The organism is Micromonospora yasonensis (assembly GCF_026013475.1).
Classification (GTDB): domain Bacteria; phylum Actinomycetota; class Actinomycetes; order Mycobacteriales; family Micromonosporaceae; genus Micromonospora; species Micromonospora yasonensis.
Window position 1 is genome coordinate 1 of the sequence record NZ_JAPDPH010000202.1, and the last position, 12677, is coordinate 12677.

Annotated in this window: 13 protein-coding genes and 1 riboswitch; of the genes, 6 read left to right on the plus strand and 7 right to left on the minus strand. The window is 74.4% G+C overall.

From position 1 onward, the window contains the following. A partial coding sequence (locus ONA70_RS28750) for an NAD(P)H-binding protein (protein WP_265009621.1) occupies positions 1–628 on the minus strand: 628 nt, incomplete at its 3' end. Between the two features lie 155 nt (positions 629–783). Here ONA70_RS28750 and ONA70_RS28755 point away from each other — a divergent pair. Together ONA70_RS28755 and gcvP are read left to right on the plus strand one after the other, a co-directional pair. After that, positions 784–1665: an NAD-dependent protein deacetylase gene (locus tag ONA70_RS28755; protein ID WP_265009622.1), complete on the plus strand. Its 882-nt coding sequence runs from the start codon at positions 784–786 to the stop codon at positions 1663–1665. A 65-nt stretch (positions 1666–1730) separates the two neighbouring features. Beyond that, positions 1731–1829, plus strand: a riboswitch (glycine riboswitch). Between the two features lie 73 nt (positions 1830–1902). After that, complete coding sequence (gene gcvP, locus ONA70_RS28760; RefSeq protein ID WP_265009623.1) at positions 1903–4725, plus strand: aminomethyl-transferring glycine dehydrogenase; 2823 nt, start codon at positions 1903–1905, stop codon at positions 4723–4725. Positions 4726–4853: 128 nt separating this feature from the next. On the opposite strand, the gene ONA70_RS28765 is transcribed toward gcvP, so the two are convergent. Then, positions 4854–5054, minus strand: a complete 201-nt coding sequence (locus ONA70_RS28765) for a DUF5999 family protein (protein ID WP_265009624.1) — start codon at positions 5052–5054, stop codon at positions 4854–4856. A gap of 123 nt (positions 5055–5177) precedes the next feature. Here ONA70_RS28765 and ONA70_RS28770 point away from each other — a divergent pair, with 123 nt between their 5' ends. Next, entirely contained in the window at positions 5178–6374 is a 1197-nt protein-coding gene (locus ONA70_RS28770; RefSeq protein ID WP_265009625.1) for a chorismate-binding protein, read from the plus strand. Between the two features lie 71 nt (positions 6375–6445). On the opposite strand, the gene pip is transcribed toward ONA70_RS28770, so the two are convergent. Continuing rightward, the gene (pip, locus tag ONA70_RS28775) at positions 6446–7393 is read right to left on the minus strand and encodes a prolyl aminopeptidase (RefSeq protein WP_265009626.1); all 948 of its coding nucleotides are present in this window, start codon (positions 7391–7393) and stop codon (positions 6446–6448) included. A gap of 50 nt (positions 7394–7443) precedes the next feature. On the opposite strand from pip, the gene ONA70_RS28780 reads away from it, so the two are divergent. Together ONA70_RS28780 and def are read left to right on the plus strand one after the other, a co-directional pair. Next, positions 7444–7947, plus strand: a complete 504-nt coding sequence (locus ONA70_RS28780; protein WP_265009627.1) for a MarR family winged helix-turn-helix transcriptional regulator — start codon at positions 7444–7446, stop codon at positions 7945–7947. 50 nt (positions 7948–7997) lie between these two features. Continuing rightward, positions 7998–8507, plus strand: a complete 510-nt coding sequence (gene def, locus ONA70_RS28785; RefSeq protein WP_265009628.1) for a peptide deformylase — start codon at positions 7998–8000, stop codon at positions 8505–8507. Positions 8508–8561: 54 nt separating this feature from the next. Here def and ONA70_RS28790 read toward each other — a convergent pair whose 3' ends face one another. The 3 genes from ONA70_RS28790 to ONA70_RS28800 all read right to left on the minus strand — a co-directional run bounded on the left by ONA70_RS28790 (position 8562) and on the right by ONA70_RS28800 (position 11460). After that, the gene (locus ONA70_RS28790; RefSeq protein WP_265009629.1) at positions 8562–10139 is read right to left on the minus strand and encodes a VWA domain-containing protein; all 1578 of its coding nucleotides are present in this window, start codon (positions 10137–10139) and stop codon (positions 8562–8564) included. Positions 10140–10299: 160 nt separating this feature from the next. Beyond that, a complete protein-coding gene (locus tag ONA70_RS28795) occupies positions 10300–11073 on the minus strand; it encodes a GNAT family N-acetyltransferase (protein WP_265009630.1) in 774 nt (257 codons plus the stop codon). Between the two features lie 24 nt (positions 11074–11097). After that, the gene (locus tag ONA70_RS28800; protein WP_265009631.1) at positions 11098–11460 is read right to left on the minus strand and encodes a winged helix-turn-helix transcriptional regulator; all 363 of its coding nucleotides are present in this window, start codon (positions 11458–11460) and stop codon (positions 11098–11100) included. Positions 11461–11556: 96 nt separating this feature from the next. Between ONA70_RS28800 and ONA70_RS28805 the strand changes: the two genes are divergently transcribed. After that, entirely contained in the window at positions 11557–12156 is a 600-nt protein-coding gene (locus ONA70_RS28805; protein WP_265009632.1) for a malonic semialdehyde reductase, read from the plus strand. 6 nt (positions 12157–12162) lie between these two features. Here the strand turns inward: ONA70_RS28805 and ONA70_RS28810 are convergent. Continuing rightward, the coding region (locus tag ONA70_RS28810; RefSeq protein WP_265009633.1) for a TSUP family transporter at positions 12163–12677 on the minus strand (515 nt) is incomplete at its 5' end.

The window sequence follows — 12677 nt, forward strand, 5'->3', positions numbered from 1 at the left end:
AGGTCCCGCCCGGAGGCGTGCCCGTACGCCATGACTGCCCGGCGGTGTCCGGCGCGTACAGCAGGGCCAGCAGCACCCGGGCCACGTCGGCGCGGGTGACCGGGCCGCCCGGCACGTGCGGGGCCAGGGTGATCCGGCCGACCGGCTCGTCGTCGGTGAGCCGTCCGGGGCGCAGCACGGTCACGTCGAGGTCCCGGCCGGTGATGTTCTGCTCGGCGGCCTTCTTCGCCCGCAGGTACGCCGCCCACACCTCGTCGCGGCCGGGGGCGGGCGGAGAGTCCACGCCCATGGACGAGACCAGCAGGTAGCGGCGTACCCCGGCGCGCTGGGCGGCGTCGGCGAGCAGCACCGCGGCGGCCCGGTCGACGGTGTCCTTGCGGGCGGCGCCGCTGCCCGGCCCGGCGCCGGCGGCGAACACCACGGCGTCGGCGCCGGCCACGTGCGCGGCGACGGTGTCGACGCCGGTGTGTTCCAGGTCGCACACGACCGGTTCGGCGCCGGCGGCACGCAGCGCGGCCGCGTGGTCGGGGTTGCGGATCAACCCGACGGCGACGTCGCCGCGCCCGGCGAGTTCCCGTTCCAGCAGCTTGGCGATCTTGCCGTGGCCCCCGGCGATGACGACGCGCATGCCCCCAACGTAGCCGCACGCGGGCCCGTGCGCCGGATGAGCGGGAAGCCGGGAACGTCGCCGCCCGGACGCGCGGCGGCTGGCGTGGGTGACCCGGACCGGCGGCTCGGGGGTGGCCGGTCGTGGTCGGGCGGCGGGTGAGGCAGCATGGACGGGTGACGGAGACGTTCGACGCGTTGGTCCGGCTCGTCGGTGCCGGGGACGTCGTGGTGCTCAGCGGTGCCGGGCTGTCCACCGAGTCGGGCATCCCGGACTACCGGGGGCCCAGCGGCGCGGCCCGCCGGCACACCCCGATGACCTACCAGGCGTTCACCGGCGACCCGGACGCCCGGCGGCGCTATTGGGCGCGCAGCCACCTGGGCTGGCGGATGATCGCCCGGGCCGCCCCCAACGCCGGGCACCGGGCCGTGGCACGGCTGCAGCGGGCCGGCCTGGTCGGTGGGATCATCACGCAGAACGTCGACGGCCTGCACACCGCCGCCGGGGCCACCGGGGTGGTCGAGCTGCACGGCCGCCTCGACGAGGTGACCTGCCTGGGCTGCGGCAATCTCACCTCCCGGGAGGAGGTGGAGCGTCGGCTGACCGAGGCCAACCCGGGCTTCGACGCGCACGTGGCCCACGTCAATCCCGACGGCGACGTCGACCTGCCCGACGCGGCGGTGGCCGGGTTCCGTACCGTCGACTGCGGCATCTGCGGCACCGGCATGCTCAAACCCGACGTGGTGTTCTTCGGCGAGACCGTGCCCGCGGCCCGCGTCGCCGACTGTTTCGCCCTGGTCGAGCGGGCCCGGGCGCTGCTGGTGCTCGGCTCGTCCCTCACCGTCATGTCCGGCCGCCGGTTCGTCATCCGCGCGGCGAAGCGCGGCGTCCCGGTGGCCATCGTCAACCAGGGCCCCACCCGCGGTGACGGGCACGCCACCCTCACCCTGGACGCGCCGCTGGGTCAGGTGCTGACCGGCCTGGCCGACCGGGTGGCCGCCGGGTCGGCCACCCCGCCGGTCGACGCCTCGGCGGGGGTGCAGCCGGCCGGCGTGTAGCCGGGACCGGCCGGGGTACGACATGAGCCGGAAACACGGTCGCTGGTAGCGTTGACCATGCCGGTACCACCCACGCGGGAGAGACCGCCCGGAAACACCCCGGCGGCGCCGAAGGGGCAGATTCCTCCCCGGAACCTCTCAGGCAAAAGGACCGCGTGGGCAGGCACTGTGGAGCGCGTCAGCGCGACTCAGGGGGAGGCCGCTTTGTCGACCTCGCCCCCACAAGGAGCGCCGCGCATGACCGCAGAGCAGTTCGCCGACCGGCACATCGGTCCCGGCCCCGACGACGAACGTCGCATGCTGGAGGCCATCGGCTACAGCTCCATCGACGAGCTGATGGACGCCGCGATCCCCGAGGTGATCCGCTGGCACGGCACCCTGGACCTGCCCGCCCCGGCCGGTGAGCGGGAGGCCCTCGCCGAGCTGCGGGCGCTGGCCGCCCGCAACACCGTCGCCGTGTCCATGATCGGCCTGGGTTACCACGGCACCCACACGCCCGGGGTGATCCGCCGCAACGTGCTGGAGAACCCGGCCTGGTACACCGCGTACACGCCGTACCAGCCGGAGATCAGCCAGGGCCGGCTGGAGGCGCTGCTGAACTTCCAGACGATGGTCACCGACCTGACCGGGCTGGCCACCGCGAACGCCTCCATGCTCGACGAGGGCACCGCGGCGGCCGAGGCGATGACCCTCGCCCGCCGCGCGTCCAGGAGCAAGAGCCCGGTGTACGTCGTCGACGCGGACAGCCTGCCGCAGACCATCGCGGTGATCACCAGCCGGGCCGAGCCCCTCGGCATCGAGGTGCGGGTGGTCGACGTCGACCGCGACGAGCTGCCGGGCGAGTTCTTCGGCCTGCACCTGCAGTACCCGGGCGCGTCCGGGGCGGTCCGCGACCACGGGGGTCTGGTCGAGGCCGCGCACGCCGTCGGGGCCCTGGTGACCGTGGCCGCGGACCTGCTGGCGTTGACCCTGCTGCGCTCGCCCGGCGAGATCGGCGCGGACATCGCCGCCGGCACCACGCAGCGGTTCGGGGTGCCGATGGGCTTCGGCGGCCCGCACGCCGGCTACCTGGCGGTCCGTTCCGGGCTGGAACGGATGCTGCCCGGCCGGCTGGTCGGGGTGTCCAAGGACGCCGACGGCAACCCGGCGTACCGGCTGGCGTTGCAGACCCGCGAGCAGCACATCCGGCGGGAGAAGGCGACCAGCAACATCTGCACCGCGCAGGTGCTGCTGGCGGTGATGGCCGGCATGTACGCGGTGTACCACGGCCCGGACGGGTTGCGGGCAATCGCCGGGCGTACCCACGACATGGCGACGCGGCTCGCGGCCGGGCTGCGCGCCGGCGGCGTGCAGGTCGCGGACGTGGCGTTCTTCGACACCGTCACCGCGACGGTGCCGGGGCGCGCCGCGGAGGTGGTGGCCGCGGCGGCGGCGCGCCAGGTGAACCTGCGGCTGGTCGACGCGGACCGGGTGGGCGTCTCGTGCGACGAGACCACCACTGCGGCGCATCTGGCGGCGGTGTGGGCGGCGTTCGGCGTCGGCGGGGTGCACGGCGCGGTCGACGCGGCGCTGCCGGCCGAGCTGGCCCGCACGTCGGAGTTCCTCACCCACCCGGTGTTCCACAGCCACCACTCGGAGACGGCGATGCTGCGCTACCTGCGCCGGCTGGCCGACTTCGACTACGCGCTGGACCGGGGCATGATCCCGCTCGGGTCGTGCACGATGAAGCTGAACGCCACCACCGAGATGGAGGCGATCAGCTGGCCCGAGTTCGCGCACCTGCACCCGTTCGCCCCGGCGGAGCAGACCGCCGGGTACCGGGAGCTGATCGGCCAGCTGGAGGGCTGGCTGGCCGAGGTGACCGGGTACGACGCGGTCAGCGTGCAGCCCAACGCCGGCTCTCAGGGGGAGCTGGCCGGTCTGCTGGCGATCCGCGCGTACCACCGGCAGCGCGGGCAGGGGCATCGGGACGTGTGCCTGATCCCGTCGTCGGCGCACGGCACCAACGCCGCGTCGGCGGTGATGGCCGGCATGCGGGTGGTCGTGGTCGGCTGCGACGCGGACGGCAACGTCGACCTGGTCGACCTCGACGCGAAGATCGACAAGCATCGGGACGCCCTCGCCGCGATCATGGTGACCTACCCGTCCACCCACGGGGTGTACGAGACGGGCATCGCGCAGCTGTGCGCGAAGGTGCACGACGCGGGCGGTCAGGTGTACGTCGACGGGGCGAACCTCAACGCGCTGGTCGGGTTCGCCAAGCCGGGCCGGTTCGGGGCGGACGTGTCGCACCTGAACCTGCACAAGACGTTCTGCATCCCGCACGGTGGTGGCGGGCCGGGTGTCGGGCCGGTGGCGGTGCGGGCGCACCTGGCGCCGTTCCTGCCCGGTGACCCCGCCGGCGCGCACGTCGACGGCCGGCCGGCGATCTCGGCGGCCCGGTACGGGTCGGCGGGGATCCTGCCGATCCCGTGGGCGTACCTGCGGATGATGGGGGCCGAGGGACTGGCCCGGGCCACCGGGGTGGCGGTTCTCGCGGCGAACTACGTGGCGGCGCGGCTGCGCCACCACTTCCCGGTGCTGTACGCCGGCAACAAGGGCCTGGTGGCGCACGAGTGCATCCTGGACCTGCGGCCGCTGACCAAGGCGACCGGGGTGAGCGTCGACGACGTGGCGAAGCGGCTGATCGACTACGGCTTCCACGCGCCGACGATGTCGTTCCCGGTGGCGGGGACGCTGATGGTGGAGCCGACCGAGAGTGAGGACCTGGCCGAGCTGGACCGGTTCTGCGCGGCGATGATCGCGATCCGGGCGGAGATCGACAAGGTGGGCTCGGGGGAGTGGCCGGCCGGGGACAACCCGCTGGCGAACGCCCCGCACACGGCGGCGATGGTGTCGGGCGACGAGTGGCCGCACGCGTACCCGCGGTCGGTGGGGGCGTATCCGGCCGAGGTGGACCGGGCGGGGAAGTACTGGCCGCCGGTGCGGCGGATCGACGGCGCGTACGGCGACCGGAACCTGGTCTGCTCGTGTCCCGCGCCGGAGGCGTTCGAGAGCTGAGGGTCGCGGGGTTGCCGGGGCGGTCGTCGGGGCCGCCCCGGCGCGTCGTCGACCTGCGAAGGGTGCCTCCGCCGGTGGGGGCTAGCCTGGGTCGACGTCGCTTGTTGCGGTTACGCAGCGTGGTGAAATCAGGCGACGAGGGCGTGCCGGGCGGGGCCGCGGTGCGGGGCGATGGTGCTGCCGTCAGGGAGCAGCTCTCCGGTGTCCTCGAAGACGATCACGCCGTTGCAGAGCAGGCTCCATCCCTGTTCACGAAAGCAGGCTATGACCCGGGCGGCTTCCCGGTCGGTCGCGTCGGCGGAGGGGCAGGTGGGTTGGTGCTGGCACATCGGGTTCTCCGGACTGTGGGGGCGCTGTGTCATGGTTCACATGACCAGTGACGCACAGTACCAAGCAGAACCGCGCGGCATCGAGCAAGGTTCCGGCTTGTTCACCCAGAATCGGCTGAACGGATGAGCGAAATCGGTACGGACGGCTTGGGAGCGCTTCCACTGAGGTCTGTCGACGCCCCCGCGGCGCCCCCCGGTTGCCGGGACCGGCTCGTCGAACGGGCCCGGCTGCAGTGGTGGCCCACCGACGGCGGCGACCCCGCCACCCTCGCCGAGGAGTTCCTCAGCGCCCACGGCATCGACCTGCGGGACGTGTCCCGTCCCGCCGTCCACGACCCCGACGGGGTGTGCGGCGCGGCCCTGTACCTGTCCGCGGCCGCCGGGGCGCGCGCCGCCGGCGGATCACCGGGCGTGCCCACCCCGGTACCGACGGTGCCCGACCTGGTGGTGGTCGTCTACGGCCACGCCGACCGGCCGGCCACGCCACCGGCCGACCGCGTGCCGGGCGGCTGGTGGCTGGGGGACTGGCGGGACAGCTGGACGCCCGACGCGCACGCCGGGGCCGTGGCGGCGGTCCGGGCCGCCATCGGGCGCGGCGACGTCTACCAGGTCAACCTCGTCGGCCACGCCGCCGCCCCGTACACCGGGGACCCGCTGCCCGCACTGGCCCGGCTGGCCGCACTGCCCGGCGCCCGCTACGGCGGCACCCTCGCCGGTCCCGGCTGGGCGCTCGGCTGCGCCTCCCCGGAGACCCTGATCGCCCTCGAGCGCGGCCGGCTGGTCACCCGGCCGATCAAGGGCACCCGAGCGGCCACCGACACCGGCCGGCGGGAACTGCTCGCCTCGGCCAAGGAACGCGCCGAGCACATCATGATCGTCGACCTGGAGCGCAACGACCTGGCCCGGGTGGCCCGTACCGGCTCGGTCCGGGTCGACGAGCTGTTCGCCGTACGCCGGTGGTGCGACCTGTGGCAGGCCGAGTCGACGGTGTCCGCGGCGCCCGCCGACGGGCTCGGCCTCGCGGCCCTGCTGCGCGCGGTCTGCCCCGGCGGGTCGGTGACCGGCGCGCCGAAGCTGGCCGCGCTGGACCGGATCGCCGCCCTGGAGCCGGTCGGCCGCGGCGCCAGCATGGGCGCCCTGGGCTGGGTCGGCGACGGGCGCATCGACCTGGGCCTGACCATCCGCACCGCCGCGGCCGACGCCGAGCGGCTGCACCTGTGGGCCGGAGGTGGCATCACCTGGGGCAGCGACCCGGCGGCCGAGGTCGCCGAGGCGGCCGCCAAGGCCGCCCCGGTACGCGCGCTGCTCACCGCCGGCTGAACCGGCTCCGGCGTTCCGGGCCGCCTGCGGGGTGCTCACCGCGGGCGTGGCGGGCCGGGGAGTGAGCGGGGTCAGGCGCGGGCGAAGGCGTCCAGCGCGGCGACCACCCGCTCGCCGACCCCGTGCCCGCTGCCGTGGCCACCGGCCTCGACGATCTCCAGGCGGGCCTGCGGCCAGTCCCGGGTGAGCTGCCAGGCGATGTCCGGCGGGCCGCTGACGTCGAGGCGGCCCTGCACCAGCACGCCGGGGATGCCGGCGAGCTTGCCGGCGTCGCGCAGCAGCTGCCCGTCGGGCAGGAAACCCAGGTTGCTGAAGTAGCGGGTGACGATCCGGACGAAGGCGGCCCGGAACACCGGGTCGGCGTAGCGGGGGCTGGGCTTGAATCCGCCGGCGAGCGAGACGTGCACGTCCTCCCAGGCGCACCAGTCGATCTCGGCCTGCTCCCGGACCCGCGGGTCGGGGTCGTTGACCAGCCGGGCGTACGCGGTGGACAGGTCGCCGTCCCGGTCGGCCTCGGGCACGCCGTCACGGAACCGGGCCCACTCCTGCGGGAACACCCGGCCCATGTCCCGGGTCACCCAGTCGATCTCCCGTCGGGTGTTGGCGACCACGCTGAACAGTGCCAGCGCGGTGACCCGGTCCGGGTGGCGCTGGGCGTACGCCAGCGACAGCGACGAGCCCCAGGAGGCGCCGCAGAGCAGCCACCGGTCGACGCCCAGGTGCTCCCGCAGCCGTTCCATGTCGGCCAGCAGGTGCGCGGTGGTGTTCACCGACAGGTCCACCGCCGGGTCGCTGGCGTGCGGGGTGCTGCGGCCGCAGCCGCGCTGGTCGAACAGGATGATCCGGTAGGCGGCCGGGTCGAACAGCTGCCGCCAGGACGGGGTGGCGCCCGAGCCGGGGCCGCCGTGCACCACCAGGGCGGGGCGGCCGTCCGGGTTGCCGCAGGTCTCCCAGTGGATCCGCTGGCCGTCGCCGACGTCGAGCAGCCCCTGCGCGTACGGCTCGATCGGTGGATACATCCCGGTTCCCTCCCACACCCAGATACAACAGCGCTGTTACATTAGCGGACGTGACCGCCACCCCCGACCGCGAGGCCCTCGGCACCCTGCTGCGCCACGTCCTCGAGCTGCTCGACGCCGACGTCGCCGCCGTCTACGCCGACCTCGACCTGCCCGACTACCGGCCCCGCTACTCACCGCTGGTCCGGGTCCTGCTCGCCGACGGACCGCTGGCCATCCGCGACCTCGCCACCCGGGTCGGCGTCACCCACTCGGCGGCCAGCCAGACCGTCGCCCAGATGCGCCGCGCCGGCCTGGTCACCCTCAGCCCCGGCGCGGACGCCCGGCAGCGCATCGTCGCCCTCACCGACCGGGCCCACGCGCTGCGGCCGGTCATCGAGGCCGAATGGGCGGCCACCACCACTGCCATGCGGCAGCTCGACGCCGAGCTGCCCGTACCGCTGGCCGACGAGCTGTACGCGGTGCTGGCCGCGCTGCGCCGCCGCCGGCTGCGGGACCGGATCGCCGACACCGGCCTGGCCCCGGACCGGGCGACCGGGACGACGGCCGGCTGACCGGCGGGTGCGCACGCCGGTCGCAGTAACGGCCGGATAGCCTTCCGGGCATGACTATGCGCCCGATCCGGATCATCGGCGACCCCGTGCTGCGTACCCCCTGCGAGCCGGTGACCAGCTTCGACGCCGAGCTGCGCGCGCTCGTGCAGGATCTGATGGACACCCTGCTCGGCGCGCCCGGCCGGGCCGGGGTGGCCGCGCCCCAGATCGGGGTGAACGCGCAGGTGTTCGTCTACGACGCCGACGGCCACCGCGGCCACCTGATCAACCCGACGCTGGAGCTGTCCGAGGAACTCCAGGACGACGAGGAGGGCTGCCTGTCGATCCCCGGGCTGTACTTCCCGACCCCGCGGGCGATGCGCGCCACCGCGCACGGCTTCGACCAGCACGGCGAGCCGCTGACCATCGCCGGGCACGGTTTCCTGGCCCGGGCCCTGCAGCACGAGACCGACCACCTGCGCGGCCGCCTCTACGTCGACACGCTGCGCGGGCAGACCCGCCGCCGGGCGCTGCGGGAGATCCGCGCCGGCCGGTTCCACTCGCCCAGCCGCGGCCTGTGACGTACGACGGGGGTGGCCGGACCCGCCGGCCACCCCCGCGTCACGACCGGGGTGTCACTTCGGTGGCGGGGCCACCAGGCAGGTCGCGGTCGAGGCGTTGCCGGCGTCGTCCACGCCGGTGATCACCGCGTCGCCGCGCAGCGTCACCTTGTAGTCGATGTCGCCGGTGCCGTCCTTCACCCGGGACTGCGCGCCCGGCGCCTGCACCAGCTTGATCTTCGTGCCGGCCGGGAACGGCCCGAACCTCACCGACGGGTCGGCGGCGTCACCGATGTACACGTCGACCGCGGTGTCGACGAGGTCGGTGGCGGTCAACTGGTAGAACCCGTCCGGGTTGTACGAGCCGGGGGTGTTGTCGCCGCTCGGGTTGTTCGTGGGCACGCACTGCGTGGTCGGGGCGGTGGTGTCCACCACCCGCATCACCGCGGTGTCGCTGCCGGTGTTGCCGGCCGCGTCGGTCGCCGTGCAGGTGACCGTGGTGGCGCCCAGCGGGAAGGTGCTGCCGGCCGGCGGCGCGCAGGTCGGGGTGAGCGGCCCGTCGACGTTGTCGGTCGCACTCGCCGGATAGTTGATCACCGCGCCGGCGGGGCTGGTCGCCTCGACGGTCCGGTCGTCGACCACCACGGTCGGCGGGGTGACGTCGTTGACGGTGACACTGATCCGCTCGACGAACGCGGGGCCGCCGGACAGGCCGTTGAGCAGGAACTCCACGGTGCAGTGCAGGGTGGCGCCCTGGGTGGCGTCGCCGGCGACCGTGATCGTCTCGTCGAACGGCACGTCGGTGCCGCTCTGCCGGGTCTTCGACGCCGCGTCGAAGCTCACCGACAGGCCCGGGTCGCAGGACGTCACGGTCGGGGTGACGGTGACGTCGAGGTCGCGCAGCCCGGACAGGATCGCCGCGGTGACCGTGTCCGGGGCGCTGCCGACCACCTGGCCGCCGGTGGCGGCGGCCACGTCGGTGGCCTGGCCGAGCGCGTCCAGGCCGCCGCCCCCGCCGCTGACGTTCACCGCGAGCACCCGGGCGTCGTCAGCCAGCAGCGCGGCGGTGGCCTGCGCCAGGGTGTGCCCGGCGCTCGGGTCGTGGCTGGGGGCGTCACCGACCAGCACCACGATGCGGCTGCTGCCCGACCGGTAGGCGATGCCGCCGTCGGAGACCTGGAACAGGGCGTTCACCCATGCTTCCGGGGTGTCACCGCCGCCGCCCTCGATCAGCCCGTTGACCGCGTTCTGCAGGGCGGTGGCGTCGCCGGTGAGGTTCTGCCGGACCCGGAACAGCTCCGCGCCGTCGCCCTCGTCCCGGTAGGAGGCCACCGCGAATTCGGCGCTGGGCTGCGCCCCGCGCACGTTGTTGATCACCTGTTGCAGGTTGGTGCGGACATTGGCGATCGCCGGGCCCATGCTGCCGGTGGTGTCGACCAGCAGCACCACGTCCGGGTTCGGCGGGATCGACGGGGTCGAGACGACCTTGCTGATCGGGATCGTCGTGCCGGGATCGGCGGCCCGGTCCACGGTGGCCGGGTCGACGCCCGGCGCGGCCCAGGCGGGTGTCGCCATCGCGGTCACCATCGCGGTCACGGCGGCGGCGACGGTCACCGCCCTTCTTCGCCCCCGGGGTGTCGCTGTGAAACCCATCGTGTCTCCTCCAACTCCGCCGCGCCCGCCCCTGGGCGCGGCCTCGAAGGCAGACGCTAGGGGCTGGGCGGGTCCGGGCCGGTCCGACACAAGCCCAGGTCAGGGTCGGTTTCCCGACCCGGCGTGGCGGCTGGACAGCGCAGACTGAGCGGTCGGGCCATCAGCCGCGACGGTGCAGCCCGCACTCGGTGAAGTCCGCGACCCGGGTGAAGCCGAGCCGCTCATAGAGGCGTACGGCGGCGGTGTTGTCGGCCCGGACGTTGAGGGTCACGTGGTCGACGCTGTCGCGCAGCCGGGCGCAGAGCGCGGCCACGGCGGCGCCGGCCAGGCCCCGGCCGCGTACCCGGGGGTGGGTGGTGACGTTGCCCAGGGCGGCCACCCGCCAGGTCGGCGACCAGACGTGCACCCCGGCGACGGCGACCAGTTCGGCGTCCGCCCGGATCCCCACGTACTGGCCGGTGTCGAGCATCCGCGGGTCGAACCAGTTCCCCGGGTACGCGGCGGCGTAGAGGTCGTGCAGAGCCGGCAGGTCGGCGCGGTCGAGCACCTCTCCGGCGGGGGTGGCCCGGGCCAGCCAGGCCGGGTCGGTCAACGCCATCCGGTGGTGCGGCGCGGGGTCGCGCACCTCGTACCAGCGGGCCACGGTGGCCGCCAGTCCGGGGGAGAGGTGGGCCCACAGCCGGGCCGGCAGCACCGGGGCCAGTTCGGTCAGCAGCGCGGCCAGGTCGCCGGCCCGCTCGGGCGGGGCGAACGCCAGCAGGGTCGGCAGTTCGACGCCGTGGTAGAGCAGCGCCACCTGGTCGTCGCGGCGGTACCAGGAGGTGTACGGCCAGAAGAAGTCGTCCAGGTCGCCGAGCTGGTAGGCGTGCAGCACCGGATCCCGGCCCAACAGCTCGGCCAGGACGGTCCGGTCGTGTTCGGCGCGTACGGGCACCTGTTGATGATCACATGGCGGCGGTCAGCAGCCGCCGGCGCGTCCCGGCTGGGCGGGCAGGTTCTCGTGCGCCCAGCGGGCCAGCGCGTCCAGGGCCGGCAGCAGGGCGGCCCCGCGCTCGGTCAGCTCGTAGCTCACCCCGACCGGCGGCCCCTCGCGCACGGTGCGCGACACCAGGCCGACCCGGCACAGCTCGCCGAGCCGGTCGGAGAGCACCGACTCGCTGATCCCGGGCAGCGCCCGGCCCAGCTCGGCGAAGCCGGCCGGCCCGGCGGCGAGGGTGCCCAGCAGCACGCCGTTCCAGCGCTTGCCGAGGAACGCGAAGGCGCTGGCCAGCCCCTGGTCGCACATGCGGGGCTCGCCGCCCACCTCCGGCCTGACTGTCACCCCTCCAGGATACGCGCTATCCTCATGTCCGCAGACACTACTAAAAAGCTAGCCCCTACCGATGTCGGAGGGGCAAGGATAGAGCGAGGACATCCGATGAGCGACCTGATCACCCTGCACCCCGAGGCGCAGGCCCAGCTGTTCACCGACGCCCGCACCGCCAACACCTTCACCGACGAGCCGGTCAGCGACGAGCAGCTGCGCGCCATCTTCGAACTGGCCAAGTACCCGCCCACCGCCGCCAACACGCAGCCGCTGCGGGTGCTGTTCGTCCGGCCCGGGGAGGCCCGCGAGCGGCTGCTGACCCACATGAACGACGGCAACCGGGCCAAGACCGCCACCGCACCCGTCGTCGCCGTCCTCGCCGCCGACACCGACTTCCACGAGTTCATCCCGCGGGTCTTCCCGATCCGCCCGCAGATGCGCGACGGCCTCGCCGCCGACGCGGTGGCCCGGGAGCGGATGGCCCGGTTCAACGCCACCCTGCAGATCGGCTACTGGCTGCTCGCCGTCCGCGCCGCCGGCCTGGCCGCCGGCCCGATGGGCGGCTTCGACGCCGACGGCCTCGACAAGGAGTTCTTCGCCGACAGCAGCTGGCGGTCCCTGCTCGTGGTCAACATCGGCAAGCCCGGCCCGGACGCCTGGTTCCCCCGGCTGCCCCGCCTGGACTACGACGACATCGTCCGGCACGCCTGAGCCGGATCAGCCCGCCACCCACTGGTCGTAGCCGAGCTTGGCCACCAGTGCCACCACCACGACCAGCAGCACCACCCGCACGAAGCCGGAGCCGCGCCGCAGCGCCATCCGCGCGCCCAGCGCGGCTCCGGCGACGTTGCACACCGCCATCGCCGCGCCCAGCAGCCACCACACGTGCCCGGTCGCCGCGAACACCACCAGGGCGCCCAGGTTCGTGCCGGCGTTGACCACCTTCGCCATCGCCGAGGCGTGCACGAAGTCCGCCCCGACCAGCGCGGTGAACGCCAACACCAGGAACGTGCCGGTGCCCGGGCCGATCAACCCGTCGTACAGGGCGATGCCCAGCCCGGCCACCCCGACCACCGCCACCGCCCGCGCCGGCGTGCGCCGCTCCGGCATCGCCACCACCCCCAGCCGCGGCCGGGTCAGCACGAACATCGCCACCGACAGCAGCACCACCAGCACCACCGGCCGGTACGCGCCCGCCCGCGGTCCCGCGCCGTCCGCCGCGACGCTCGGGC

Coding starts and splice junctions, on each gene's coding strand:
- gcvP (WP_265009623.1), top strand. CDS start 1,903: ATGACCGCAGAGCAGTTCGCCGACCGGCACATCGGTCCCGGCCCCGAC.
- ONA70_RS28765 (WP_265009624.1), bottom strand. CDS start 5,054: ATGTGCCAGCACCAACCCACCTGCCCCTCCGCCGACGCGACCGACCGG.
- ONA70_RS28770 (WP_265009625.1), top strand. CDS start 5,178: ATGAGCGAAATCGGTACGGACGGCTTGGGAGCGCTTCCACTGAGGTCT.
- pip (WP_265009626.1), bottom strand. CDS start 7,393: ATGTATCCACCGATCGAGCCGTACGCGCAGGGGCTGCTCGACGTCGGC.
- def (WP_265009628.1), top strand. CDS start 7,998: ATGACTATGCGCCCGATCCGGATCATCGGCGACCCCGTGCTGCGTACC.
- ONA70_RS28790 (WP_265009629.1), bottom strand. CDS start 10,139: ATGGGTTTCACAGCGACACCCCGGGGGCGAAGAAGGGCGGTGACCGTC.
- ONA70_RS28805 (WP_265009632.1), top strand. CDS start 11,557: ATGAGCGACCTGATCACCCTGCACCCCGAGGCGCAGGCCCAGCTGTTC.